General features: G+C 69.0%; 26 protein-coding genes. 12 read left to right on the plus strand and 14 right to left on the minus strand.

The features are described 5' to 3' along the window. Positions 1-3: 3 nt before the first annotated feature. Entirely contained in the window at positions 4-489 is a 486-nt protein-coding gene (locus M9M90_RS08165) for a 3D domain-containing protein (RefSeq protein WP_254836665.1), read from the minus strand. A 169-nt stretch (positions 490-658) separates the two neighbouring features. Between M9M90_RS08165 and M9M90_RS08170 the strand changes: the two genes are divergently transcribed. From M9M90_RS08170 to M9M90_RS08180, 3 genes are read left to right on the plus strand one after another with little or no spacing between them, the layout of a single operon-like run. Further along, positions 659-1,240 (plus strand): glutathione S-transferase family protein, encoded by a 582-nt coding sequence (locus M9M90_RS08170; RefSeq protein WP_254836666.1) that lies wholly within the window; start codon positions 659-661, stop codon positions 1,238-1,240. A 10-nt stretch (positions 1,241-1,250) separates the two neighbouring features. Continuing rightward, positions 1,251-2,258 carry a S1/P1 Nuclease gene (locus tag M9M90_RS08175; RefSeq protein WP_254836667.1) on the plus strand — a complete coding sequence of 336 codons (1,008 nt, stop codon included), beginning with the start codon at positions 1,251-1,253 and terminating at the stop codon, positions 2,256-2,258. Continuing rightward, positions 2,258-2,707, plus strand: coding sequence for an NUDIX domain-containing protein (locus tag M9M90_RS08180; protein WP_254836668.1), 450 nt, complete (start codon positions 2,258-2,260; stop codon positions 2,705-2,707). The genes M9M90_RS08175 and M9M90_RS08180 overlap by 1 nt, the downstream gene beginning before the upstream one ends. Here M9M90_RS08180 and M9M90_RS08185 read toward each other — a convergent pair. Next, on the minus strand, positions 2,649-3,152 hold the full coding sequence (locus tag M9M90_RS08185) for a low affinity iron permease family protein (RefSeq protein WP_254836669.1): 504 nt from the start codon (positions 3,150-3,152) through the stop codon (positions 2,649-2,651). The genes M9M90_RS08180 and M9M90_RS08185 overlap by 59 nt on opposite strands. 78 nt (positions 3,153-3,230) lie before the next feature. On the opposite strand from M9M90_RS08185, the gene folD reads away from it, so the two are divergent. Beyond that, positions 3,231-4,127: a bifunctional methylenetetrahydrofolate dehydrogenase/methenyltetrahydrofolate cyclohydrolase FolD gene (gene folD, locus M9M90_RS08190; RefSeq protein ID WP_254836670.1), complete on the plus strand. Its 897-nt coding sequence runs from the start codon at positions 3,231-3,233 to the stop codon at positions 4,125-4,127. Here the strand turns inward: folD and M9M90_RS08195 are convergent. Genes M9M90_RS08195 through M9M90_RS08210 form a run of 4 tightly spaced genes read right to left on the minus strand, consistent with a single transcriptional unit; the run spans position 4,124 to position 7,636 of the window. After that, positions 4,124-4,759 (minus strand): ABC-type transport auxiliary lipoprotein family protein, encoded by a 636-nt coding sequence (locus M9M90_RS08195; protein ID WP_254836671.1) that lies wholly within the window; start codon positions 4,757-4,759, stop codon positions 4,124-4,126. The genes folD and M9M90_RS08195 overlap by 4 nt on opposite strands. Next, positions 4,756-5,694, minus strand: a complete 939-nt coding sequence (locus tag M9M90_RS08200) for an MlaD family protein (RefSeq protein ID WP_254836672.1) — start codon at positions 5,692-5,694, stop codon at positions 4,756-4,758. The genes M9M90_RS08195 and M9M90_RS08200 overlap by 4 nt, the downstream gene beginning before the upstream one ends. After that, positions 5,694-6,512, minus strand: a complete 819-nt coding sequence (locus tag M9M90_RS08205) for an ABC transporter ATP-binding protein (RefSeq protein ID WP_254836673.1) — start codon at positions 6,510-6,512, stop codon at positions 5,694-5,696. The genes M9M90_RS08200 and M9M90_RS08205 overlap by 1 nt, the downstream gene beginning before the upstream one ends. Beyond that, a complete protein-coding gene (locus M9M90_RS08210; RefSeq protein WP_254836674.1) occupies positions 6,509-7,636 on the minus strand; it encodes an ABC transporter permease in 1,128 nt (375 codons plus the stop codon). The genes M9M90_RS08205 and M9M90_RS08210 overlap by 4 nt, the downstream gene beginning before the upstream one ends. Before the next feature lie 256 nt (positions 7,637-7,892). On the opposite strand from M9M90_RS08210, the gene M9M90_RS08215 reads away from it, so the two are divergent. Beyond that, positions 7,893-8,213 carry a hypothetical protein gene (locus M9M90_RS08215; protein ID WP_254836675.1) on the plus strand — a complete coding sequence of 107 codons (321 nt, stop codon included), beginning with the start codon at positions 7,893-7,895 and terminating at the stop codon, positions 8,211-8,213. Here the strand turns inward: M9M90_RS08215 and M9M90_RS08220 are convergent. Together M9M90_RS08220 and M9M90_RS08225 are read right to left on the minus strand one after the other, a co-directional pair. Next, positions 8,210-9,022, minus strand: coding sequence for a transglutaminase family protein (locus M9M90_RS08220; protein ID WP_254836676.1), 813 nt, complete (start codon positions 9,020-9,022; stop codon positions 8,210-8,212). The two genes, M9M90_RS08215 and M9M90_RS08220, sit on opposite strands and share 4 nt — an antisense overlap. Before the next feature lie 19 nt (positions 9,023-9,041). Then, positions 9,042-9,977, minus strand: coding sequence for a transglutaminase family protein (locus tag M9M90_RS08225; protein ID WP_254836677.1), 936 nt, complete (start codon positions 9,975-9,977; stop codon positions 9,042-9,044). Between M9M90_RS08225 and M9M90_RS08230 the strand changes: the two genes are divergently transcribed. Then, positions 9,977-10,759 carry an N-formylglutamate amidohydrolase gene (locus M9M90_RS08230; protein WP_254836678.1) on the plus strand — a complete coding sequence of 261 codons (783 nt, stop codon included), beginning with the start codon at positions 9,977-9,979 and terminating at the stop codon, positions 10,757-10,759. The genes M9M90_RS08225 and M9M90_RS08230 overlap by 1 nt on opposite strands. Positions 10,760-10,786: 27 nt before the next feature. Here M9M90_RS08230 and M9M90_RS08235 read toward each other — a convergent pair whose 3' ends face one another. Beyond that, on the minus strand, positions 10,787-11,593 hold the full coding sequence (locus tag M9M90_RS08235) for an ion transporter (RefSeq protein ID WP_254836679.1): 807 nt from the start codon (positions 11,591-11,593) through the stop codon (positions 10,787-10,789). 185 nt (positions 11,594-11,778) lie between these two features. Between M9M90_RS08235 and M9M90_RS08240 the strand changes: the two genes are divergently transcribed. The 5 genes from M9M90_RS08240 (at position 11,779) to ppsA (ending at position 19,201) form a co-directional block, all read left to right on the plus strand. Then, complete coding sequence (locus tag M9M90_RS08240) at positions 11,779-12,168, plus strand: hypothetical protein (RefSeq protein ID WP_254836680.1); 390 nt, start codon at positions 11,779-11,781, stop codon at positions 12,166-12,168. 205 nt (positions 12,169-12,373) lie between these two features. After that, positions 12,374-13,081: an ABC transporter ATP-binding protein gene (locus M9M90_RS08245; protein WP_254836681.1), complete on the plus strand. Its 708-nt coding sequence runs from the start codon at positions 12,374-12,376 to the stop codon at positions 13,079-13,081. Beyond that, entirely contained in the window at positions 13,078-15,441 is a 2,364-nt protein-coding gene (locus tag M9M90_RS08250) for an ABC transporter permease (RefSeq protein WP_254836682.1), read from the plus strand. The genes M9M90_RS08245 and M9M90_RS08250 overlap by 4 nt, the downstream gene beginning before the upstream one ends. Positions 15,442-15,444: 3 nt before the next feature. Continuing rightward, positions 15,445-16,653, plus strand: a complete 1,209-nt coding sequence (locus M9M90_RS08255; RefSeq protein WP_254836683.1) for an efflux RND transporter periplasmic adaptor subunit — start codon at positions 15,445-15,447, stop codon at positions 16,651-16,653. A 103-nt stretch (positions 16,654-16,756) separates the two neighbouring features. Next, positions 16,757-19,201 carry a phosphoenolpyruvate synthase gene (ppsA, locus tag M9M90_RS08260; RefSeq protein ID WP_254836684.1) on the plus strand — a complete coding sequence of 815 codons (2,445 nt, stop codon included), beginning with the start codon at positions 16,757-16,759 and terminating at the stop codon, positions 19,199-19,201. 27 nt (positions 19,202-19,228) lie between these two features. Here ppsA and M9M90_RS08265 read toward each other — a convergent pair whose 3' ends face one another. The 3 genes from M9M90_RS08265 to M9M90_RS08275 all read right to left on the minus strand — a co-directional run bounded on the left by M9M90_RS08265 (position 19,229) and on the right by M9M90_RS08275 (position 21,156). Continuing rightward, positions 19,229-19,993 (minus strand): universal stress protein, encoded by a 765-nt coding sequence (locus tag M9M90_RS08265; protein WP_254836685.1) that lies wholly within the window; start codon positions 19,991-19,993, stop codon positions 19,229-19,231. 242 nt (positions 19,994-20,235) lie between these two features. Beyond that, complete coding sequence (locus M9M90_RS08270) at positions 20,236-20,691, minus strand: host attachment protein (protein ID WP_254836686.1); 456 nt, start codon at positions 20,689-20,691, stop codon at positions 20,236-20,238. A 30-nt stretch (positions 20,692-20,721) separates the two neighbouring features. Continuing rightward, positions 20,722-21,156, minus strand: a complete 435-nt coding sequence (locus tag M9M90_RS08275; RefSeq protein ID WP_254836687.1) for a DUF2267 domain-containing protein — start codon at positions 21,154-21,156, stop codon at positions 20,722-20,724. Positions 21,157-21,266: 110 nt separating this feature from the next. Here M9M90_RS08275 and M9M90_RS08280 point away from each other — a divergent pair, with 110 nt between their 5' ends. Continuing rightward, the gene (locus tag M9M90_RS08280) at positions 21,267-21,935 is read left to right on the plus strand and encodes a phosphoribosyltransferase (RefSeq protein WP_254836688.1); all 669 of its coding nucleotides are present in this window, start codon (positions 21,267-21,269) and stop codon (positions 21,933-21,935) included. Here M9M90_RS08280 and M9M90_RS08285 read toward each other — a convergent pair. Both M9M90_RS08285 and M9M90_RS08290 read right to left on the minus strand, forming a co-directional pair. Further along, positions 21,927-22,187 (minus strand): acyl carrier protein, encoded by a 261-nt coding sequence (locus tag M9M90_RS08285; protein ID WP_254836689.1) that lies wholly within the window; start codon positions 22,185-22,187, stop codon positions 21,927-21,929. The genes M9M90_RS08280 and M9M90_RS08285 overlap by 9 nt on opposite strands. After that, on the minus strand, positions 22,184-23,371 hold the full coding sequence (locus M9M90_RS08290; protein ID WP_254836690.1) for a dihydrolipoamide acetyltransferase family protein: 1,188 nt from the start codon (positions 23,369-23,371) through the stop codon (positions 22,184-22,186). The genes M9M90_RS08285 and M9M90_RS08290 overlap by 4 nt, the downstream gene beginning before the upstream one ends. Positions 23,372-23,373 lie beyond the last annotated feature (2 nt).

Here is a 23,373-nt window from a genome sequence, read left to right on the forward strand (position 1 = left end):
GCCTTAGGCCGGGGGACAGCCCTTGAACTCGCCGGCCTTGGCGACGGTCAGCTTGGCGAGGTTCAGCGCCATCAGCGGTCGCATCGAGGACGAGCCGTGGCCGGTGTAGAGGTCGATCTTCTCGCCTTTGATCGCCCCGCCGACGTCGGAGGCGTACCAATAGCCGTCGTGCTTTGAGCCATCAGGCATCGGCAGGCCGACGGTTTCCTTGATGTAGAGCTTCGTGCGGCGCGGGATCAGGTTGCGATCGATGGCCACGGTTCGCATGGCGACCACCTTGCAGCCGAGCGAGTCGAGGGCGCCCACGCCCTTGGCGCCGGCGTGGTAGAGCGTGGCCTTCAGGCGGAACTGGGGCGTGCCCGGCAAGGTCCCGGTCAGGGCCGAAACGATCAGGTCCCCAATGGGGTCCGAGGGCGATTCAGCCTGTGCGGTGGAGGCGGCCCCGAAGAGGAGGGAAAGGGCGGCAAGGGCGGCGAGGCGACGTCGCATGACGGCGGCTCCTTCGTCGTTGATCTGTGCAGCAGCCTCTTGGGTACCCGGACTCAGGGTTGCGAGTCAAACCGGCTTGCAGCCCAGCTAACAGGCGCCCCCGAAGAGCTTGGCTTGCGAACGCCCCGCGCTCGGCTATTGGAATCCTTGTCCAGCAAGGGAATCCGTCATGCGCATCTACGGCGACTCGATCTCCGGAAACTGCCTGAAAGTAAAATGGGCCGCGGACCATCTGGGGCTCGCCTACAACTGGATCGAGACCAGTGTCCTGCAGGCCGAGACGCGCACGGCCGAGTTCCTGGCGCTGAATCCCGCCGGTCAGGTGCCGACGGTGATTCTCGCCGACGGCCGGCCGCTAGCCCAGTCCAACGCCATCATCCTGCACCTGGCGGAGGGTTCGGACCTGATCCCGAGCGATGCCTATGAGCGCGCGCGGATGCTGGAGTGGATGTTCTGGGAGCAGTACAGCCACGAGCCTTATGTCGCCGTGGCCCGCTTCCACGTGCACTATCTCGGCAAGCCCGTCGCCGACCTGGAGCCGAAGATCGTCGATCGCGGCAATGGCGCGCTGCAACGCCTCGAGGACGCCCTCGCGGGCGGCGGCTTCCTGGTCGGCGGTCGGGTGAGTCTCGCCGACATCGCCCTGGTGGCCTACACGCGGGTCGCCGACCAGGGCGGCTTCGACCTGGACCGCTATCCGAACGTGCAGGCCTGGGTGAAGCGGGTGGAGGGCGCGCTGAAGATCGCCTAAACGGGAAGGCATGATCCGCGCCGCCGCACTCGCCTCCGCTTTTCTTCTGGCCCTCGCGCCTGCACCCGCCCTGGCCTGGGGCAATATGGGCCACCGCATCGTCGGCGAGGCCGCCATGCGCGCCCTGCCGCGCGAGCTCCCGGCCTTCCTGCGCACGCCGGGGTCCGTGCGCGACGTGGGCGAGCTTTCGCGCGAACAGGACCGCTCCAAGGGTTCGGGCCGGATCCACGATCACAACCGAGACGCCGGCCATTTCCTGGACCTGGACGAAGAGGGCAAGCTGCTGGGCGGCCCGCCGTTCCTGCCGCTGCCGGCAACTCGCGCCGAATATGAGAAGGCGCTGCAGGCCGCCGGGATCGACAGCTGGAAGGCAGGCTACCTGCCCTATTCGATTATCGACCAGCACCAGCAACTGGCGAAGGACTTCGGGTACTGGCGGGTGTTGAGCTACGCCGCGGCGCGCGAGCGGAACAAGGCCCGCAGGGCCTGGCTCCGCCGAGACCTTGCGCGGCGCGAGACCCAGATCCTGGCGACCCTCGGACATCTGTCGCACTTCGTCGGCGACGGGTCCCAGCCGCTGCACGTCACCGTGCATTACAACGGCTGGGGCGAGTACCCGAACCCCAACGGCTACACGACCGCCAAGGTCCACGGGCCGTTCGAGAGTGAGTTCGTGTTCGCCAACATCGATCCGCTGAGCATCGACGCCAAGATGACGGCGCCGGTGGACTGCAAATGCCCCGTCGAGCAGCGGACGACAAACTACCTGACCGCCACCAGCCGTTTCGTCGTTCCGTTCTATGAGATGGAGAATGGTGGCGGGCTGCGGCCCGGCGACCCGCGCGGCGTGGCCTTCGCCAGCGAGCGCCTGGCGGCCGGCGCCTCCGAGCTGCGCGACATGGTGGTCTCCGCCTGGAAGGCCAGCGCCCGGGTCACCGTCGGCTGGCCGGTGGTGCGCGTGGACGATGTGCTGGCCGGCAAGGTCGATCCCTACGACGCCCTCTACGGCAAGGACTGATGCGCGCCGTCCCGCAGTTCGGGGAGCGGGTGGGCGGCCGGGTCTATGCCGACCGTCCGGCCGCATTCGGGATCGCCGAGCGGGACGGCAAGATCGCTCTGGTGCGAATCGAGAAACCGGATGGCGCGGTCTGGCGCGACCTGCCGGGCGGCGCGATCGATCCCGGCGAGACCGCCGAACAGGCCGTGGTCCGCGAGTTTGGCGAAGAGGCGGGCCTCAAGATCGCGGCTGGCGAAGCCTTCGCCGAGATCGATCAGTTCTTCCTGAACACCGAGGGCAAGGGGTTCAACAATCGTGGAACGTTCTTCGCCGCGCGGATCGAGGCCGAGGCGCCGGACCTCAAGGTCGAGGATGACCACACCCTGATCTGGGTCGATCCGCTGGAGGCGATCAGGACTTTGCGGCACGAGGCGCACGCCTGGGCCGTGGGCGCTTGGCTGCGCCGTTAGCCGACGGCGGCGCGGGCGCCTTGGGGTGGCTGGATACCCTGGCGCTGGGATGGCGGACCTTGTGGGGCGCCGTCGAACTGCGAAGCTCCGGCGCCAGGCCGTCGAGCTCCTTCAGGAGCTGTTCGAGCTCTTCCTGCGGCAGGTTCTCGATACCGATGAAATAGTTGTCGCTCTCCGAGACCCGGATCAGCTCGTCCAGTTTGGCGTGGATGGCGTTGTTGTCGCGGTTCTGGGTGTTCTGGATCAGGAACACCATCAGGAACGTGATGATGGTGGTGCCGGTGTTGATCACCAGCTGCCAGGTGTCGGAAAAGCCGAAGATCGGCCCGGAAAGCGCCCAGAGCACCACGATGGTGCAACAGCCGATGAACACTACGGGATGTCCGGTCCAGCGCGAGATCGCCGAGGCGAACCGGGTGAAGACCTTGCTGAATCTCGACATCATTCCAGCGGTTCCTCGTCATTGCGTACCGGGGCCTGAACGGCTAGTGCACGGCCCTGTTCCGACCGCGCGCGAGGGTGAATGTCGCAGGCTCAGATCATCGACGGCAAGGCCACGGCCGAACGCATCCGGGCGGAAGTCGCCGTCGAGGTGGCCGCGCTGAAGGCGGAACACGGCCTGACCCCGGGGTTGGCGGTCGTGCTGGTCGGCGAGGATCCCGCCAGCCAGGTCTATGTGCGCTCCAAGGGCGAGCACTCGAAGGCCGTCGGCATGCATTCGGTGACGCACCTGCTGGCGGCAGACACCCGCCAGGACGACCTGCTGGCCCTGGTGGAGACGCTGAACCGCGATCCGGCCATCCACGGCATACTGGTGCAGCTTCCTCTGCCCAAGGGCCTGGACGAGAAAGCGGTGATCACCGCCATCGATCCCGCCAAGGACGTTGACGGCCTGCATCCGATGAACATCGGCCTGCTGGCCCAGGGGCAGAAGGCGCTGGTCCCCTGCACGCCGCTGGGCTGCATGATCATGCTCTCCGACGCCCTGGGCGACCTGACCGGCAAGCGCGCCGTGGTGGTCGGCCGCTCGGTGCTGGTGGGCAAGCCCATCGCCCAGCTGCTGCTGGCCGCTGACTGCACCGTGACCATCGCCCATTCGCGGACCCGAGACCTCGCCGCCGTCTGTCGGGAGGCTGACATCCTGGTGGCCGCCGTGGGCCGGCCGCAGATGATCAAGGCCGATTGGATCAAGCCGGGCGCGGCGGTGATCGATGTGGGCATCAACCGCGTGCCGTTTCGCGATCCCGTGAAGGCCGCCGCCGGCAAGACCAAGATCGTCGGCGACGTGGCCTACAAGGAAGCCTCGGCCGTGGCGGGTTTCATCACGCCGGTGCCCGGCGGCGTCGGCCTCATGACCGTGGCCTGCCTGCTGAGGAACACGCTCACCGCCGCCAAGCGGATCGCCGGCCTCGAAGCCTAGGCGGGCGCCGCCCCCGTGCGGTTGGTCCAGGCGACCAGGCCGTTCAACGCTTCGCCCACGGCCTGATCGAAGGCCGCCACGATCGCGGAAACCCGATTGTCGCCGGCACGCACCTGAGCCTCGATGAGATCGGCCCCGGCCAGGGTGCGGTCGGCGCGGGTCAGGGCGACCCGCAGGTTGACCACCACCAGCGGCGCGGCCTTGGGGCCGCGGTCATAGACCGCCTCGAAGCGGGTGATGTCGACGCGCAGGGAGTAGTCGGCCTTGGCGGCCTGGCCCCGGGAGATCAGCCGCGCGCCGCCGCTGTTCGTGTCGAAGGCCTGGGCCAGGGCCTCGTCGAACAGGGTCACCGCCGGCGCCACCCATCGCGAATTCGCAACATAGGCCACCTCGCCGCCGTCGACGGTCAGGATACGGTCGCCGGCGGCCGCGCGGGTGAAGCTCCCGCCGCCGCGCACCACGCCGAACTGTCCGGCCGGGCGACCCGCGCTCTGCTCAGCGGAGGGTGCGGCGGCGTCGAACCTGTAGAGCTGCGCCGGGTCGCTCTTGGGGAACAGCGAGACGCAGCCGCTGAGCGAGACGGCGAGCACGGCGGCGCCCAGCGCCCCGAGAGAGCGGGTGAGGGCGCTCATGGCTTGATCTCCACTTCCTGGGCCGCCGGCTTGCCGACCAGGCCGCGGGGGTTGGTTTCGATGTCCCGGATCAGGCGGTCGAGGGACTCGGCCGTCTGCTGCAGGGCGGCGACCGAGGCGGTGAGCTGCGGCAGGCCGTTGGTGGCGAAGTCGCTGGTGGGTCCCTCCAGCTTGCCGACCATGACGCGCAGGTCCTTCGCGGCGGCCTGGGCCTCCTCGGCGGCGTCGGCGACATTCTTCATGGTGCGCTTGCCGTCGCCCTCGACCAGCTGCTGGCCCGATTGCGACAGAGTGGCGATCTGCTGCGCCGCGGCGTCGATGCTGCGCAGCGCGTTCTGGGCGTCAGCGATCACTGCTTTGCGCTCGCGCAGCTCGGCGGTGAACGACTGAGTGTCGCCGACCACCCCACTGAAGGCCCTGATATTCTGGTCTGAGAGCACGCGGTTGACCCGGTCCAGGGCCTCCACCGTCCGGGTCAGCACGGTGCCGCCGCCCTCCAGAAGGTCGGCCAGCGCGCTTCTCTGGGTGCGCAGTTCGGGAACCTCGTTGGCCGGGTAGGTATCCTTGAGCAGCTTCTTGGTCGGCGTCCCGGCTGTGATCTGGATGTAATTGACCCCCGTGATCCCTTGCGGCTCCAGGGTGCCGAACGAGTCGACGCGGATCGGCACGTCGGAGCTGACCCGGGCGCGGGCGATCACACGATTGGGGTTGGCGGGATCGAGCTGGATCTTGGTGACCTCGCCCACCTTGATGCCGTTGAAGTGCACCTCGCCGCCTTGCGACAGGCCGCGCACCGGTCCCTGGAAGACGACGTCATACAGGTCGTAGTCCTGGGCGAAGCTCAGGCGCGCGAGCCAGACGCTGAAGATCACCAGTCCGAGAAACAGGATCAGGGTTGAGAGGCCCACCAGGGCGTAGTTGGCGTCTTTTTCCATCAGTTCACCATTGCGGCTTTGTGCGCCTTGACCGCGGCGCGTCCGCGCGGGCCCAGGAAGTACTCGCGGATCCAGGGGTGGTCGGAGTCTTCCAGCGTCCCCACCGGCGCGTGCGCGACGACCTTCTTGTCGGCTATGACCGCGACGCTGTCGGTGATCGTGTAGAGGCTGTCCAGGTCGTGGGTGATCATGAAGACGGTCAGGTCCAGGCTGTCGGAGAGGTCCTTGATCAGCTCGTCGAACGAGGCCGCGCCGATGGGGTCGAGGCCCGCGGTGGGCTCGTCGAGGAACAGCAACTCGGGGTCCAGGGCCAGGGCGCGGGCGAGGCCGGCGCGCTTGCGCATGCCGCCCGACAACTCCGACGGCTTCAGGCTTCCTGCCTCGGGCGGGAGGCCAACCAGCGCGATCTTCAGGTCGGCGAGCTGAGCCACGATGCGGCGCGGGATGTCGGTGTGCTCGTACATCGGCGCCGAGACGTTCTCGCGCACGGTGAGGTTCGAGAACAGCGCGCCTTGCTGGAACAACACGCCCCACTGCCTCTCGATGGCCGACCACTTGCGGCGTGAGGCCCGCTGGATGTCCTGGCCGAACACGCGGACCGTACCGCCGTCGGGCGCCTTCAGCCCGATGATGGTGTTGAGCAGAACCGACTTGCCGGTGCCCGAGCCCCCGACGACGCCCACCACGTCGCCGCGCTTGACCACGAGGTCGAGGCCGTCGTGGATCACCCGGTCGCCGAACTTCGAAACCAGGCCACGGACCTCGATGGCCGGGCCTGTGGTGGGCAGGACGTCCTCCGGATGCGGCTCGGCGCTCAAATGTCCAGCTCCATGTAGACCAAGGCGAAGACCGCATCGATCAGGATGATGGCGAAGATGGCGTGGACGACCGCGGCCGTCACGCGCCGACCCAGGGATTCCACGTCGCCGCCGACCTCCAGGCCCTGGCGGCAGCCGATGCCGGCGATCACGGCGGCCATGACCGGAGCCTTGGACAGGCCGATCCAGAACTGGGTCACGCCGACATTGTCGACGATCCGCTGCAGGAAGAACGAGGGACCGAGGTCCAGCGCCGTCCAGGTGACAAGCAGGCCGCCGAAAAGGCCGGCCAGGGTGGCCACGAAGGTCAGCAGGGGGATGGTCAGCAGCAGGGCCGCGAAGCGGGGGAAGACCAAGGCCTCGAACGGGTCGACGCCCAGCACCTGCATGGCGTCGATCTCCTGGTTCATCTTCATCGAGCCGAGCTCGGCGGCGAACGCCGAGGCCGAACGGCCGGCCAGCAGCACGGCGGTGATGATGATGTTGAACTCGCGAAGGACGGCGATGCCGATCAGCTCCACGGCGAAGACCTCGGCCCCGAACTGGCGCAGCATGTTGGCGCCCAGCAGCCCCACCACGGCTCCGATGAAGAACGAGGTGGTGGCGACGATGGGAATGGCGTCCAGGCCGGCGCGCTCCATCAGCGAGACAATCGGCGCCCAGCGGACCCGCTTCGGATTGGTGAACAGGTAGACGAAGGTCCGCCCCACGGCGACCAGCAGGTGGCCTACAAAGACCAGGGTTTCGAAGATCTCCCGGCCGAGATTGAACACCCCCTTGCCGATGCGGATGGTCATTTCGTGGAAGCCGCGCGGCTGCGGCCGGGTCACCGGCTTGGCCGCGGCCGCGGCGCTGACCAATTCCAGCAGCCGCAGCGATTCCGGGCGGCCCGAGATACGGTCCGTGTCGATGTGGCCGTCGGCCGCGCGAACCACTGCGAAGGCCCCGGCCGTGTCCAGCCGGCCGACCCGGGTCAGGTCCAGGGATTTGGCGGTCTTCTCGACGATGGCGTCGTAGAGGTCGCGCGCCGCCTCGCCAATGGAGGTCGCTGTCCAGTCGCCGGCCAGGACGGCCCTGGGACCGTCGGCGGCGTCGACAAGGCTGAACTCGGCAGGGCGTTCCATACGGCGGTGTAGAGCCTCGAACCTGGGAAGCGGGGTTGAGTCGACGCCCCTCGGCGTCAACCTAGCAGAGCTGCGCCCGGACCCGGAACGCCTTATGGCGCCGGTTGTTCCGTGCAATGGATAAGGCGCCCGCCTCGCGACTTGGTGATGGTTTGTCGCGGCGGTTGGTCTATATTTCGCCCCACTCGCACGGTTATCACGAGCCGGGGGCGGGTCCGTCCGACCCCGGAGTGTCCGTCCAGGTCGGGAGCGTGGTTTGACCCGTCAAATCGAGATCGTCGGTAAGTCCGGCAACCGTTATCGTTACACAACGCTGGAAGAGGATCGCATCCTGCCGCCTGCGGGCGCGAACTATATCATCGCCAAGCCCGGCTCGCAGGGGGTCGACATCCTCTATGTGGGCGAGACCGACAGCCTGGCCCGCACGGTCTGGCGCGATCAGCTGGCCCGCGCCAAGGACACCTATGGCTCCGAGGTCGACGTCCTCACCCGGCTCAATGTCCGCAGCGCGGTGCGGATGGCCGAGCGTGAGGACCTGATCGAGGAATATCAGCCGCCCATGAACGCCCACGGCTAGGCGGCTTCCGCCAGGTCGTAGGCCGTCACCTTGAAGCCGGCTAGGTCCGCCTGGCCGAAGGTGTTGGCGATGGCCACATCGACGGCGTCGCGGCCGCGCGCGATCAGCACCCGGCCGATGCGCGGGCGGTTGTTTCGCGCGTCGAACACGTACCAGCGGCCGCCCAGATAGACCTCGAACCAGGCGCTGAAATCCATCACGCCGACGGTCGGCACCCCGATATCGCCCAGATAGCCCGTGCAGTATCGGGCCGGGATGTTCATGCACCGGCAGAAGGCGATCGCCAGGTGGGCGTAGTCGCGGCAAACGCCGACGGCCTCCGCATGGGCCTCGTAGGCGGTCTTGGTCGGTCGCGCGTGCTGGTAGTCGAAGCGGATGTGGTTGTGGACGTAGTCGACGATCGCCTGGACTCGGGCCCAGCCGGTCGGGGTGTTCTCGAACAGCCTCCAAGCCATGTCGCTCAGCCGGTCGGTCTCGCAATAGCGGCTGCCCAGCAAGAAGATCAGCACATCGTCCGGCAGGTCCTCGACGGGGATCTGCGGCGAGTCGGGGGCGTAGTCATCCACCAGGCCTGAGTCGCGGATCACGAACTCCGCCGAGAGGACCAGCCGGCCGGCCGGGGCCAGGATCCGGCTGCAGATGTTGCCGAAACCGTCGAGGTATTGCCGCACGTCCAGGGCCGGATCGGTCCTGACCCAGTCGGGCGTCTCCAGGTCGCCGCGCCGGGACGGATGCACGCTGAGCGTCAGCATCATGGGGACCGGGGCCGGGCAGTCGTAGGTGATCTCGAAGCCCGTCTGGATGCGCATCGATATCTCCCGGGGATGGCTAGCAGGCCGCCCCAACGATTCGCTGCGACGGAGGTTGCACCACCAGCTCGTTTTCGCCGCGGACGTCCACTTCGACCTCCATGCCGAGGTAGTCGGAGGCCGGACCTGCCCAACTTCCGTGCAGGGGCACCGCCTGGCGCGGATCGCGGGAAACCGCCACCCGGACGAGGTCGGCGTTGCCGACGATGCCGTTGGTGGGGTCGAATTCCACCCAGCCGCAGGCCGGCAGATAGACACGAACCCAGGCGTGGGTGTGGCCTCCGCCGATCCGGGCGTGCTCGGCGTTGGAATAGGGGCTGTAGATGTATCCGGACACGAAACGGGCCGCGAGGCCGAGGCTGCGCACGGCCTCCATCATCAGCACCGCGTAGTCGCGGCACGAGCCGCTGCGCAGGCCCAGGGTCTCCAGGGGAGTCTGGATGCCAGTCTCCAGGCGCGTGCTGTATTTGAAGTCGGCATAGATGGCCTGGGTCATCTCACTGAGCAGCCGCTGCAGGCTGGTGGTCGCGGTCTTGCGCACGAAGCGCCGCGCCCAGCGGTCGATCAGACCCTCCGGATCGGGATACTGCCGCTCCATGGAGAGCCGCAGGTCGGGCAGGTCCTCGGGGCTGTAGGCGAAGGGCATGGCGCCCGTATAGACCTCGATCTCACCGTCGATGTCGGCGAAGGCGGGCAGGGGGGTATGGTCCAGGCGAGCCCTGCTTTCGATGACCAGCTCGGTGGTGCGGCCGCCGAAACCCGCCACCTCGACGCAATTGCCGAAAACGTCGTGCATCGAGCGCAGGCGCGCGGGCGTGGGCGTTATGGTCAGCTCGCAGGCCAGCAGACGTTGATCGTAGCTCTCGCGCGGACGCAGCATCATGCGATGCTCGCCGAGCGCAACGGGGTTGCGGTACCGGTAGCGGGTGACATGACGGATCGAGAGGATCGGCATTGAGCAAGAGCTGGGCCGATTCAGCGCCGCCGTCGAACCTATTGCTGGGTCAGGACGATGTGTCGCCGGTGGTTGTCACGAATCTAGGCGGCTGCTCGCCATTCCTGCTGCTCGGCGACCATGCCGGCCGCGCGATCCCAAGGCGGCTGGGCGACCTCGGCCTGGCGCCGGCGGCCATGGACCGGCACATCGCCTGGGACATTGGGGTGGCGGGCCTCGGCGCGCGGCTGGCCGAGGCGCTGGACGCCGTCTTCATTCGCCAGGCCTATTCTCGCCTGGTGATCGACTGCAACCGGCGGCCGGGCGCGGCGGGCTCGATCCCCGAGGTCAGCGACGACGTGGCGATCCCTGGCAATGCAGGGCTCGGCGCGGCCGAGATCGCCGCGCGGCATGACGAAATCTACCTGCCCTACCAGGACGCCATCGCCGCCGAACTGGACCGCCGGACGTCCGTGGCGACGCTGCTGGTGTCGCTGCACAGCTTCACCCCGGTTTTTCAGGGCCAGGCCCGTCCCTGGCGCATCGGCGTGCTGCACCGGGGTGACTCGCGTCTGTCGGACCGCATGCTGGCCCTGCTGAGGCGCGAACTGGGCGAGGACGCGGGCGACAACCAGCCCTACCGGATGGACGAGATCGACAACACCGTTCCCCTCCACGCTGATCCGCGCGGTCTCGACTATCTGGAGCTGGAGGTCCGCCAGGACCTGATCGCCGACCCCGACGGCCAGGCCTGGGCCGCCGGCCTGCTGGCCGCCTTGTTGACCGAGGCTGTCACGGCCTAGGGCCGGCGAGCCGCCGATCGATCGGGGTCATGGCGCGGAGTTATCGGCCGACCCGTCTTGCAGTGCGCTCCGGTGGCGCTGCATGGCGTCGCTGAACGACGCCGCCAGGATGCCGGTGGGCATGGCGATGAAGCCGATGCTGAAGATGGCGGTGACGGCGGCGAGCACCTTGCCGAGCACGGTGACCGGATAGACGTCGCCGTACCCGATCGTCGTCATGGTCGCGACCGACCACCATAGGGCGCGCGGGATGCTGCCGAACTTGTCGGGCTGGATGGCGCCTTCGGCGAGGTAGAGCGCGGTGGCCGCGACGATCATCAGGAAGAACCCCGCCGCGAGACTGAGCAGCAGCTCCTCGCGCCGCGTCGTGACCGCCTCGACCATGTGGTTGAAGGCTCGCGACATGCGCCCGAGCTTGGCCAGGCGCAGGATCCGTCCGACCCTGACCAGGCGCAGCAGCATGGCGCTCGAACCGTCGAACACCGCGAACGAGGCCAGGATCGCGATCAGGTCCGCGATCGCCGCCGGCGAGAAGACGAACCGCAGCCGTTCGCGCCAGGGGCGTGCCTCGAGCTCCCGTTCCGGCGCCGTCCAGAGGCGCAGGGCGTATTCGAGACTGAAGAGCAGCCCGAGCGAGACCTCCGCCAGGACAAAGGCGCCTCCGTAGGCGGCGGCGAGGGCGGGCTCGGTCTCGACGATCGCCAGGCCTGTGGCGACGAGGATGAGGACCATCAGCACGCGATTGAGCGGCGACAGCCCCTTTGCCTTGCGCGCCCTCGGATCCAGCTGCTCGTGGAGTCGCCGCCGAAGCGTCGGAGTTTGCCCTGCAGTCATGTGGCGTCCCGCCCGGTTGATAGCCGCGAGCTTATCCCTGACGCGCGGGCCTTCCATCCTCGAACCTTCGCCGCGGTCCGGCCCGTCCATGACCAGGACGAATTCGTCGCGGCCACGCGTCAACGTCTTCTGCCGCGCCGCGAATCGGGGATCGCTAAGGCCAGGGTTATCGCGGGGGGCTGCGGATGAGCCGGAACGACCAGCTTGAGTTCGTGCGCCTTGCCGGCGCCGAGATCGACGACCAGGCGATCGCGGAGATCGCCGGCCTCATGGGATCGAGCGACGACACGACGCCGGTGCGATTGCTCCGGCTTGCAGCCGCCGGTTCGTTGATCGTGGCCCGACGACCCTGCGGCGCCCGCCCGGAAATCATAGGGGTCGCCGGGCTGGCGCGCGGCGATCGCCATGCGCCGGACCGGGAGATCGTGGCCATTGATAGCGCCCATGCCGGCGAGGACCTGGCGGCGGCCTTGAGAGCTCGCCTGCGGGCGCAGGCGTGGTGTCCGTCGCTCTTTCGCGGGCGTGACCGACCCCCGTTCGGGTTCGTCCAGGCCGGACCGCGAGCCTGCGGCTAGCCGCTCGGTTCGGGCGCGGTGGGGTGGCCGATACCCTCACGGCCAGGAGGGCGGCGAAGCTGTGGTTCTTCCGAAGACCTGATAGCGTGCCTTCTTGTGTCGTCCAGTCCTCGAGGGGGCCGAAGCTTTGCGTAAGGTCAAGGCGAGCTCGGGAGCGGCGCCGTACCGAGCCTGACAGGCGCTCGCCGGGAGCAACCGTGTCCGAATGAACGACAGTGCACTCGAGGTGCGCGACCTGGCCAAGGTCTATTCGACCGCGGCGGGCGAGGTGCATGCGCTGCGGGGCGTCGATCTCGACATCGAGAGCGGTGAGACGCTCGTGCTCCTGGGCCCATCCGGCTCGGGCAAGTCGACCCTGCTGAACATCCTGGGCGGTCTTGACCGGGCAAGCTCGGGCTCGGCGCGGTTCCAGGGCCTGGAGCTGACCGGCGCGAGCGACCCCGTGCTGACTCGCTATCGCCGGGCCTCGGTGGGCTTCATCTTCCAGTTCTTCAACCTGGTCCCCAGCCTGACGGCGCGGGAGAATGTGGCGCTGATCACCGAGATCGCGCACGACCCCATGTCGCCCGAGGAGGCTCTGGCGCGGGTTGGCCTCTCCGATCGGCTCGATCACTTTCCCGCCCAACTCTCCGGCGGCCAGCAGCAGCGGGTGGCGGTGGCGCGCGCCATCGCCAAACGGCCGCAGCTGCTGCTTTGCGACGAACCCACGGGCTCCCTCGACAGCGAAAGCGGCATCCAGGTGCTGGAGGCGATCGCGGACGTCACACGCGAAGTCGCGGCGACCACCATGATCGTCTCGCACAACGCCGCGATCGCGGGCATGGCCGATCGGGTCATCCGGTTCCGGGACGGCCGCATCACCGACTTGGAGCGCAATACCCGGAAGTCGGCGCCGCGGGAGATGAGCTGGTGAAACCGCTCGACCGCAAGCTCCTGCGCGATCTATGGCGCCTGAAGTGGCAGATGATGGCCATCGCGCTGCTGATCGCCTGCGGGGTCTCGGTAGCGGTCATGTCGTTCTCGGCCCAGGGCGCGCTGGCCGAGGCCCAGGCGACCTTCTACGCCGACACCCGGTTCGCGGACGTCTTCGCCCAGGCCAAGCGCGCGCCGGTGTCCCGTCTCCAGGAATTGAACCGCATCGATGGCGTGACGGCGGTCGACGCCCGCATCCTGGAGGCCGGGCTCATGGACGTGCCAGGGCTCTCGCGCCCAGCCATGGCGCGCCTCATCTCCCTTCCCGACGACGAAGGCCGCGAACTCAATCGCATCCGCCTCACGCAGGGCCGGATGCCAGATCCGGTCCGCACCGACGAGGTCGTCGCGCTGAAGGCCTTCATGGAGGCCGCAGGGGTCCGGCTGGGTGACCGGCTGACCGCGGTGGTGCAAGGCCGGGCCTTCACCTTCACCGTGGTCGGCGCGGTCCTGTCGCCGGAGTACGTCTACGTTCCGGCGCCGGAGTCGTTCATGCCGGACGACGCTCACCAGGCCGTCCTCTGGGCGCCAAAGCCGGCCGTCGAACGGGCGGCGGGCATGACCGGAGCGTTCAACGTCGTGGCGCTGAGGCTGGCGCCCGGCGCCTCGATCCCGGCTGTGCTGGCGGACGTCGACCGGATCCTCGCGCCCTATGGCGGTCGCGTCGCCTACGCGCGGGAGGATCAGGCGTCACACGCGTTCCTGGCCGCTGAGCTCAAGGAACTCTCCACCTCCGCCTCGATCCTGCCGCCGATCTTCCTGATCATCGCCGCGGCCCTCGTGCATTTGACGATGTCGCGGCTGGTGGACGCCGAACGCGAGCAGATCGGCTTGCTGAAGGCGTTTGGCTATCGCGACGCGGAAGCCACGCAGCCCTACCTGCGAATGGCCGTTGCGATCGGCCTCGTGGGCGCGGCGGCCGGCGGTCTGGTGGGCGCGTCCCTGGGCGCCGCCATCGTCGACCTGTACCGCGACTACTTCCGCTTTCCGGTCCTGGCGGTACACTTCCACTGGTTGGCGTTCGCGAGCGCCTCGGCCGTGGCGGTGGCGGCGACCGTCGCGGGGTCGTTGGCCGCGGTGCGCCGCGCGGCGGCTCTTTCCCCAGTCGTGGCGATGCAGCCCCTAAGGCCGGCGACCTACCGCTCCGGCCCGCTCGATCGGCTGGTCCGGGGGCCGGCGGTGGACCAGGCGACGCGGGTGATCGTCCGCAATCTCGAGCGCTTTCCGGTCCGCAGCCTGCTGGCGACCCTCGGCCTCGCGGCGAGCCTGACCCTGCTGGTGGGCACCCAGTTCCTGTTCGACAGCCTCGATAAGGTGGTCGACCAAGCCTATTATCGAACGCAGCGGTGGAGCGAGGCGATCGGCTTCGCCGAAGCGCGGAGCATAGCGGCCCTCGGCGAGGTGTCGCGCCTGCCCGGCGTGGTCGCAGCCGAGCCTGTCCGCATCGTGGCCGCGCGGCTGAAGGCGAACGGCCGGGTGGAACTGACCCGCATCGTCGGCCTGCAGCCCGACGGAAGCCTCGATCGGCCGCTGGACGCGCGCGACCGCCGCGTGCCGTTCAAAGGCCAGGGGCTCGTGGTCAGCGAGGCGCTGGCCGACCGCCTGGGCTTGCACCCGGGCGATCTTGTCAGGGTTGAGATCATCGATGGGCGCGGACCGGTCGGGGTGCTTCCGGTGACCGGACTGGCCCGCGATTACAGTGGTTTCGCCGCCTACATGGACCGCCGACGGCTGAATGCGCTGATGGGCGAGGGCGACCTCGCCAGCGGCGCGCATCTGCAGGTCGCCGCCGACCGTCGCCCGGACTTCTACCGGACCATCGAGCGCACGCCACAGATCGTTGGAGCGTCGTCTCGCGACGAGACCGTGGCCAACTGGCGGCAGGCCATGGCCGAGGCTTTCCGCGTCACCGTCAGCTTCTACGTGGGCTTCGCCGGCGCCATCGCCTTCGGGGTCGCGTACAACACCAGCCGCATCGCCCTGTCGGAACGGGCGCGCGATCTCGCCACCCTGCGCGTCCTGGGATTCGGCCAGGGCGAGTGCGCCTACATCCTGGCCGGCGAACTGGCCGTGCTGGCGCTGGTGGCGACGCCGCTGGGGGTGTTGGGGGGGCAAGCGCTCGCCCACGGGCTGGTCGCGGCCTATTCGCGCGACGAGGTGCGATTGCCGGCTGTCATCGGCGCCCGAAGCTACGGCATCGCGCTGCTGGCCTACCTGACCGCGGTGATCGTCGCAGGCGGGCTGGTGGCCCGCCGCATCTGGGGCCTGGATCTTGTGGCCGTGCTGAAGACGAGGGACTAGCAAATGGCCAAGTTCAAGTGGGCGAGATGGGCCATCGGCGCGGCCGCGGCGCTGGTCGTCGTGGTGATGCTCGGCCTCCTGCTGGCGCCGCGACCCGTGGCTGTCGACGGAGCGATCGTCAGCGTGGGCCCGATCGCCGACAGCGTGGCCGACCAGGGCGCGGCCCGCGTCCGGGAAGCCTATGTGGTCGCCGCGCCGGTCTCGGGCCGGCTGGAGCGCGTTGACCTGCATGTCGGAGACCGGGTCAATGCCGGCGCCACGGTTGTGGCGCGCGTTCGCCCAGCGAGCCCCGGCCTCCTGGACACACGCTCGCGGGCCCAGGCGCAGGCGACTGTCGCGGCCGCTGAGGCCGCCGTCGGCGCGGCTCGGGCCGATCAGGATCGCTACGCCGCCGAGGCCCGCAAGGCCGAGAGCGACCTCACCCGCGTGCAGACGCTGGCCAGGCAGGGCTTCGCTGCACGTCAGGCCCTCGACGCGGCGGAAGCCCAAGCTCGCGCCGCGCGGGCCGCGTCGCGCGCGGCGGCCGCGCAACTTGGCGTGCGTCGCTCGGAGCTGGCGGTCGCCCGATCGGCCTTGATGGGACCGGAGGCCGAGGGCGGTCGCGCTGTCCCCGTGATCGCCCCGGCCTCCGGCTATGTCACTCGCGTGCTGCAGGAGAGCGAGGGCACGGTGGCCGTGGGCGCGCCGCTGGTGGAGATCGGCGACCAGAGCGGGTTGGAGGCTGCGATCGAGTTCCTGACCCAGGACGCCGTGCGCATCGGCGAGGGCATGCGGGCGGAGGTGTTCGACTGGGGCGGCGCGGGCGCGCTTCCAGCGACAGTCCGCCGCGTGGAGCCCCAGGGCTTCACCAAGGTGTCCGCCCTGGGGGTGGAAGAGCAGCGCGTGCTCGTGCTGCTGCAGTTCGAAGGTCCGCCCGCCGCATGGGCGCGCATCGGGCCGGGCTACCGCGTCTGGGGACGCGTCTTCCTGCGTCGCGAGACCCGGGCCGTGAAGGCGCCGCTGGGCGCCCTGGTGCGGGCGGACGGCGGATGGGCGGTGTTCCGCATCGCCGACGGCCGGGCGCGCCTGACGCCTGTGACGGTCGGCGCCATGACCGACCGGGAGGCGGAAATTCGCAAGGGGCTCCGCGGCGGCGAGCGCGTCGTGGCGTTTCCCTCCGACAAGGTGGTCGATGGGGTCCGCGTGCGCGAGCGCGAGCCGAGGCCTAACTAGATCCCGGCAGGTCCTGGGGGACCGTTCAGCGTTGACCCTGCTCAAGGCGAGGGCGCCATCCGTCCCTCATCCTGCGGCGTCAGATCAAATCCGGAGCCGGGACATGCCGCAGGCCGATTACATCGCACCCTTCGACACCCTCACGCTGAGCGACATCCCGCGTGTCGGTGGGAAGACAGCCTCGTTGGGGGAGCTCTGCCAGTTGCTCCGCGATGACGAGGTCCGGGTTCCGGACGGATTTGCGATCACCGCCGAGGCGTATCGGGACGCCCTCTCGGACGCGCAGGCCTGGCCGAAACTCCGGGAGCTGCTCGCCTTCGACGTCGAAGACGTGGCCGAACTCGCCCGGCGCGCGGCGCAGGCGCGGGAGATTGTGTACCAGGCCACGGGCGGACCTGCCCTGCGGGCCCAGATCGTCGCGGCCTTCAGACTCCTGCAGGAGTCGTGCGGGTCCGAGCTGAGCGTGGCCGTGCGGAGCTCGGCCACCGCAGAGGACCTGCCGACCGCCAGCTTCGCCGGCCAGCACGAAAGCTTCCTGCACATCCGCGACGAGGATGGGCTGGTGGAGGCGTGCCGACGGTGCTTCGCCTCGATCTTCACCGATCGGGCGATCGTCTACCGGGTCAACAACGGCTTCGACCACGCCAAGGTCTTCCTCTCGGTCGCGGTGATGCGGATGGTGCGATCCGACCACGCGTCGAGCGGCGTGATCTTCACCCTCGACACCGAGAGCGGCTTTCGCGACGTGGTGTTCGTCACCGGCGCCTACGGCCTGGGCGAGAACGTGGTCCAGGGCCGTGTGGACCCCGACGAGTTCTATGTGCACAAGCCCATCTTCCGGCAGGGTTTCCGCAGTGTGTTGCGCCGCAGCCTGGGCGCCAAGCAGACGCGCATCATCTCCGAGCCGAAGGGCGACGGGGCGGGACTGCTGACGATTCCGGTCCCGCGGGCCCTCCGCGAGCGCTACTGCCTGACCGACGCAGAGGTCATGGTCCTCACCGATGTCGCCATCCGCATCGAGGATCACTATTCCAAACGGGCGGGACGGCCGACGCCCATGGACATCGAATGGGCGAAGGACGAAACCGACGGCCGGCTCTACGTGGTCCAGGCGCGGCCGGAAACAGTGGCCTCCCAGCGCGGCACGGATATCGAGACCTTCCGGATGACCGGCTCGGGCGTCGTGCTGGCCGCCGGGAAGGCGGTCGGTGAGCGGATCGCCAGCGGCATCGTTCGGGTTATTCGCGGGCCGGCCGACCTTGCCGCCTTCCAGCCCGGAGAAATTCTGGTGGCCGAAGCTACCAGCCCAGACTGGGAGCCGGTGATGAAGCGCGCGAGCGCGGTGGTCACGGACCGCGGCGGACGCACCTGTCACGCGGCCATCGTCGCGCGCGAGCGCGGCGTGCCGGCGGTCGTCGGCACGGGAGACGGGACGGCGCGCCTGGCGAATGGAGTCCGCGTGACCGTTTCCTGCGCCGAGGGCGACATCGGGCGGGTTTATGATGGCGAGGTCGCCTTTGAGGTCCAACGCCTCAAGGCGGAGGATCTGATACAGCCGAAGACCCACATCATGCTGAACCTGGCGCAGCCGGACCTCGCCTTCCGGTTCGCCCAGTTGCCCAGCGCCGGCGTGGGCCTGGCTCGTTTGGAGTTCATCATCGGTGAGCAGATCCGGCTGCATCCGATGGCCGCGGTCCATCCCGAGCGCGTGGCGAAGGCGCGGGAACGTGCGGCGATCGACCGCCTGAGCAAGGGCTACGCCTCGCCAGGACGCTACTTCGTGGACAAGCTGACCGAGGGCGTGGGCGTGATCGCCGCGGCCTTCTATCCCCGGCCGGTGATCGTGCGGCTATCGGACTTCAAGACCAACGAGTACGCCCGGCTGCTCGGCGGCAGGGCCTTCGAGCCGGAGGAGGAGAACCCAATGCTCGGGTTCCGTGGCGCCGCCCGCTACGCCCATCCGCTCTATGCCGACGGCTTCGCCCTGGAATGCGAGGCCCTGGCCCGCGTTCGCGAGGTGCTGGGTCTGACCAATCTCAAGGTGATGGTGCCGTTCTGCCGGCGCGTGGAGGAGGCGGAGAGGGTGCTGGCCGCCATGGCCGCCAACGGATTGAAGCGTGGCGAGGACGGGCTCGAGGTCTACGTCATGTGCGAGATTCCCAACAACGTCATCCAGATCGACGCCTTCGCGAAGCTGTTCGACGGCTTCTCCATCGGCTCGAACGACCTGACCCAGCTGGTGTTGGGCGTCGACAGGGATTCCGAGACGGTCGCCTTCGATTTCGATGAGCGCGATCCCGGCGTCCTGGAAATGCTGCGGCAGGCCGTGGCGGGCGGGCACAGGAACGGCCGCCACGTCGGCATCTGCGGCGAGGCGCCGGCGACCTATCCCGAGATCGCCGCCTTCCTGACGAACATCGGCATCGACTCCATGAGCGTGAATCCACAAAGCCTGCCGCGTACGCTGAGCGTGGTTCGGGAGGCCGAAGCGGCTCTCGCCTCGGCCGCGCCCAACAGCCGTCCGATCGCCGAATCCGTGCGAACCTGATGTGCCGAAGCCCGCTACCGGTGGGGGTTAGTGGCTGGTCAGAACGAAGTGCTCGGGGCGATGCAGCAGGTCGCTTGTGACCCCACCGAAGGCCCATTCGGCCAGGCGGCTGTGGCCATAGGCCCCGGCGACGATCAGGTCCGCCTCGTTCAGGCCGGCGATCCGGTAGAGTTCCTTCACGACATCCTCGTCCCGCGCCGTGGTGACCCCGGGCCTGGCCGCGACCCCATGCCGCCTCAGCGCGGCGACCACATCATTGGCCTGAAATGCGGCGGACTCGACGCCGTCGTCGTCGGTGCAGACGGCCTGCACGACCACGTTCTCCGCGCGCAGGAGGAAAGGCATGGCGTCGGCGACGGCACGACGGGCCTCACGCGTATCCTTCCAGGCGATGACGATATTGGCGGCCCGAAGATGGCGGCCGGCCTCGGGCACGACCAACACGGGCCGCCCGCTGCCCATCACGACCTCGGCCGCGTTGGCCGTGCGGTAGTTGGAGGCGCCCCTGGCGACGGCGCCCACGACGATGAGGTCCGCTGCCCGGGAGACCTCTACCAGCGCCGCATTCGGGAAGGACTGCATCGCACGCCATTCAAGATCGACGCCCGCGGCGTCGCGCCGGAAGGTTTCTTCCGCCTCCTTGAGGCGCGCCGCGACCTGGTCCTGCGCGGCGACGATCCACTCCGCCGTCATCAGGCTGGAGTAGGGGTCGGCCATATAGGCCGCTTCGACCGCTTCCGCGCCCAGGCCGATCAGATGAGCGTTGAAGTCCCGCGCGAGCCCTGCCGCCACCTCCGTGCGATGCGAAGCGGACGGGCCAGCCTCCGCATGCATAAGGATGCTGGCGTAGCCGGAAGACCTGACTGGCCGGTCGTCGAGCGGAAGGGCTCGGGTTTCTGACATAGGTGTCTCCAGGGCGAGGCGGCCGCCGCGGGTTCGCGGCCGGTCGAGCGACCTTGACCCTGGCGCCTTCGTCACGGCGCGCCTTGAGGTAGATCAAGTCGCGCCGTTGGTCCCGGGGCGATGACGAGCCGTCAGGGCGAAGGCGACAGACTGGTGTGAATCCCACTCAGCCAGATGCCGAGTTCATGGTCCGGGGTTTTGGTCAGGTCCTTGCGGATCGCCCCGACCACCGTCGCCGTCCCGTCGAGGCCGGCTCGCAGCGGTCCGATCAGCTGCGTCGGGGCCGCCAGGAAGACGCCGTCGAGCTTGCGCTCACGGACAAGGGCGGCCGCGCGCGCGGCGACTTCGACCATGAAGGCCTCCTTGGCCGGCCGCAGGTAATCCTCCCTGCCGACTGCTGAGCGGCGCGGTGAAGCGCTGGAGTGGGTTCGCGCGGGCGGGCTGGCCCGCAGCTCGGTGCGCAGCTGCGACAGCGCCTGGGTGCGGTCGATCTCTTCGAAGGTCGCGAAGTGGCCGTTGGATTGCGACCGCTCCACGAAGCGGACGCGACCGCCATCAGCCAGGACGAAGAGGAGCTTGTTGGACATGGTTCGCCACCCTTGAATTGTGTTGTCCCGTCAGGCGGGTTGCCGAGGAAAGAGGCCTCGGAGCCGTGGCGGAAGGTATTGCCCGAGCTTCGCGACCTCGCCGGGATCGAGCTGTTGCGCCAACACGGCGAACACCGCCGCCACGGTGTCCTTCGGCAGGCATGGGAAGGTCGGCGCGAGATGTTCCACCACCTCGCCGGCGAAGACCTTCGGGTCGCGGATGGCCGTGGGTCCATCGGCAGGGCGCCAGCCTTCCAGGAAGACGCCGCGCAACAGCATCGGGAGTTGCGCGGAGAGACCGAGCACCGCCTCGGTCGGCAGCCGGTCGCGCAGCACATGCAGGACCGCACGCAAGGCGCCATAGGCCTCCTGCCGGTTGCAGGGCGGCAGGAGGCCTTCCACGTCCTTCAGCCACAGATTGGTTTCTTGGACGGTGGTGTCGAAGACAGGCAGTCCGGTGCTCATGACCCTTCTCCTGAGAAGCCTGCAAGATGCGCCTGCAGGCGGGCGGCGCGTTGACGTGGGTCAAGACGGCTGTCGGGCGATGAGCGCAGTCTGTCCCCGGAGGATCGCCCATGCCCTTCAGGGATCGCAAAGAGGCCGGACAACGTCTCGCGGAAGCGCTCGCCGCCTATCGCGGCCACGACGTGGTGGTGCTGGCCCTTCCCAGGGGCGGCGTGCCCGTCGCGGCGGAGGTCGCTGCGGCGCTCGACGCGCCCCTCGATCTCGTCCTGGTCCGAAAAATCGGCGTCCCCTTCCACGAGGAGCTCGCTATGGGCGCGGTGGCGGACGCCGCGGGACACCCCTGCACCGTCCGCAACGCGGACGTCATCGCGATGACGGGGACCGACGAAGCGACGTTCGACGCCGTCCGCGCGGGGCAGCTTCAAGAGATCGAGCGGCGGCGCGCAGCCTATCTCGGCGATCGTCGGAGGGTCGACGTGGCGGGCCGTCTCGCCCTCCTCGTGGACGACGGCGTGGCCACGGGCGCCACGACGCGCGCGGCCCTGCGCGCCGTCCGCCGCCAAGGTCCCGCGAAGCTGGTTCTGGCCGTGCCGGTGGCGCCGACCGACACGTTGGCCGAGTTGCGGGCCGAGGCCGATGAAGTGGTCTGCCTCGAAGCCTATCCGGAGTTCGGCGCCATCGGGCTTTACTACGTCGACTTTCGCCAGCTGTCCGATGAGGACGTGACCTCGATCCTCAGGCGATTTCCGCTCACCGGGCCATCGCCCCCCTTACGATGAGGGCGGTGCGCCGGCCTTGCGCGCCAGGTAGGCGACGGCGCCGTCGAGGGTGGCCAGGCTGGCGGCGTCGGCGTCCGGGATGTCCACTCCCAGCCGCTGGTGCAGCGCCGTCACCAGGTTGAGGAAGTCCATCGAGTCGAGGTCGGCCTGTTCGCGGATGTCGACCGCTGGGTCCAGGGCCTCGAAGTCGATCTCGGGAGCCAGGCGCGCGAGCTCATCGCGTAGTACAGCGCGGATGTCGGCTTCGCTCACAGGGCCTCCGGGTGTTGGAGCAGCCGCCCGATCTCGGCCAGGAACAGCGCGCCACGATGACCGTCGCTGACCCGGTGATCGGCGGCGAGGGTCACGGTCGCCACCGGCCGCGGCCCGATTGCGCCGTCGACGACCCAGGGGCGCTCCACCACCTTGCCGAAGCCTACGATCGCCACCTGGGGCGGGTAGATCACGCCGAACAGCGCTTCGACACCGCGTTCCCCGAGGCTGGACACGGTGATCGTCGGGTCGGCGACTTCGGAGCTGCGGAACCGGCCGGCGCGCACGCGGCCGACCAGGTCGCGCATGCGCGCCATCAGCGTGTCGAGGTCAAGGTCCGCAGTATCGTGGATCGCGGGCGCAGCCAGCCCACCGCCGCGCAGGGCAATCGCCAAGCCCACGTGGACAGCGGCGCTTTGCCGGAAGGACCCGTCTTCAAAGAAACCGTTGAATTCCGGATAGGCGCGGGCGGCGACGGCTGTCGCCTTCACGAACAGAGCCCCCAGTAGGAGCCGCTTGTCCGGCGGCTGTTCGGCGTTGGCGTGCGCCACCCAGGCGCTGGCGGCGCGAAGCTCCACGGTTTCCCAGAGGTAGTAGTGCGGGATCTCGCGCTTGGACCGCGACATGGCCGCGGCGATCGCCGCGCGCATCTGGGTGAAGTCGAACGGGGCGGGACGGCTTGCCGGCGTCGGCGCCGCCAGGGACTCGATATCGGCTAACTGGATCGCGCCGCCCGGTCCCGTGCCGCTGACTTTCGCCAGATCGACGTCGCGCTCGGCGGCGAGCCGTCGGGCGGCTGGCGAGATGCGGACATGTTCGGGAGTTGCGGCGCTGGGCGCCGGCGGCGGCTCAGGGGCCGGCGAGACGGGTTCGGGCGCAACCGGTTCGGGCGCGGCAGGCTCAGCCGCGATCGCCGGCGACGGCGCAGCTTCCTCCCCCGCCGGTTCGGCTTCGCCCCGGATCACCGCGAGCGGAGTCCCGACAGGTACGGTGGCGCCCGGCTCCACCAGGAACCTCTCCACGACGCCTTCCTCGAAGACCTCGATCTCGATGGCCCCCTTCTGGGTCTCGACCACGGCGACGATGTCGCCGCGTTTCACCAGCGCGCCGGGTTTGACCAGCCATTCGACGAGCGTGCCGGCCTCCATGTCGGCGCCGAGCGAGGGCATGAGGAACTCGGCCATCC

The sequence above is a fragment of the Phenylobacterium sp. LH3H17 genome (genome assembly GCF_024298925.1).
Taxonomy (GTDB): Bacteria; Pseudomonadota; Alphaproteobacteria; order Caulobacterales; family Caulobacteraceae; genus Phenylobacterium.

What these genes read in the sequence shown, in the direction of transcription:
- M9M90_RS08245 (WP_254836681.1), top strand. Translation starts at nt 12,374, where the DNA reads ATGAACGACAGTGCACTCGAGGTGCGCGACCTGGCCAAGGTCTATTCG.
- M9M90_RS08185 (WP_254836669.1), bottom strand. Translation starts at nt 3,152, where the DNA reads ATGATGTCGAGATTCAGCAAGGTCTTCACCCGGTTCGCCTCGGCGATC.
- M9M90_RS08270 (WP_254836686.1), bottom strand. Translation starts at nt 20,691, where the DNA reads ATGTCCAACAAGCTCCTCTTCGTCCTGGCTGATGGCGGTCGCGTCCGC.
- M9M90_RS08180 (WP_254836668.1), top strand. Translation starts at nt 2,258, where the DNA reads ATGCGCGCCGTCCCGCAGTTCGGGGAGCGGGTGGGCGGCCGGGTCTAT.
- M9M90_RS08240 (WP_254836680.1), top strand. Translation starts at nt 11,779, where the DNA reads ATGAGCCGGAACGACCAGCTTGAGTTCGTGCGCCTTGCCGGCGCCGAG.
- M9M90_RS08170 (WP_254836666.1), top strand. Translation starts at nt 659, where the DNA reads ATGCGCATCTACGGCGACTCGATCTCCGGAAACTGCCTGAAAGTAAAA.
- M9M90_RS08200 (WP_254836672.1), bottom strand. Translation starts at nt 5,694, where the DNA reads ATGGAAAAAGACGCCAACTACGCCCTGGTGGGCCTCTCAACCCTGATC.
- M9M90_RS08275 (WP_254836687.1), bottom strand. Translation starts at nt 21,156, where the DNA reads ATGAGCACCGGACTGCCTGTCTTCGACACCACCGTCCAAGAAACCAAT.
- M9M90_RS08220 (WP_254836676.1), bottom strand. Translation starts at nt 9,022, where the DNA reads ATGCGCATCCAGACGGGCTTCGAGATCACCTACGACTGCCCGGCCCCG.
- M9M90_RS08210 (WP_254836674.1), bottom strand. Translation starts at nt 7,636, where the DNA reads ATGGAACGCCCTGCCGAGTTCAGCCTTGTCGACGCCGCCGACGGTCCC.
- ppsA (WP_254836684.1), top strand. Translation starts at nt 16,757, where the DNA reads ATGCCGCAGGCCGATTACATCGCACCCTTCGACACCCTCACGCTGAGC.
- M9M90_RS08165 (WP_254836665.1), bottom strand. Translation starts at nt 489, where the DNA reads ATGCGACGTCGCCTCGCCGCCCTTGCCGCCCTTTCCCTCCTCTTCGGG.
- M9M90_RS08290 (WP_254836690.1), bottom strand. Translation starts at nt 23,371, where the DNA reads ATGGCCGAGTTCCTCATGCCCTCGCTCGGCGCCGACATGGAGGCCGGC.
- folD (WP_254836670.1), top strand. Translation starts at nt 3,231, where the DNA reads ATGTCGCAGGCTCAGATCATCGACGGCAAGGCCACGGCCGAACGCATC.
- M9M90_RS08225 (WP_254836677.1), bottom strand. Translation starts at nt 9,977, where the DNA reads ATGCCGATCCTCTCGATCCGTCATGTCACCCGCTACCGGTACCGCAAC.
- M9M90_RS08195 (WP_254836671.1), bottom strand. Translation starts at nt 4,759, where the DNA reads ATGAGCGCCCTCACCCGCTCTCTCGGGGCGCTGGGCGCCGCCGTGCTC.
- M9M90_RS08255 (WP_254836683.1), top strand. Translation starts at nt 15,445, where the DNA reads ATGGCCAAGTTCAAGTGGGCGAGATGGGCCATCGGCGCGGCCGCGGCG.
- M9M90_RS08280 (WP_254836688.1), top strand. Translation starts at nt 21,267, where the DNA reads ATGCCCTTCAGGGATCGCAAAGAGGCCGGACAACGTCTCGCGGAAGCG.
- M9M90_RS08175 (WP_254836667.1), top strand. Translation starts at nt 1,251, where the DNA reads ATGATCCGCGCCGCCGCACTCGCCTCCGCTTTTCTTCTGGCCCTCGCG.
- M9M90_RS08235 (WP_254836679.1), bottom strand. Translation starts at nt 11,593, where the DNA reads ATGACTGCAGGGCAAACTCCGACGCTTCGGCGGCGACTCCACGAGCAG.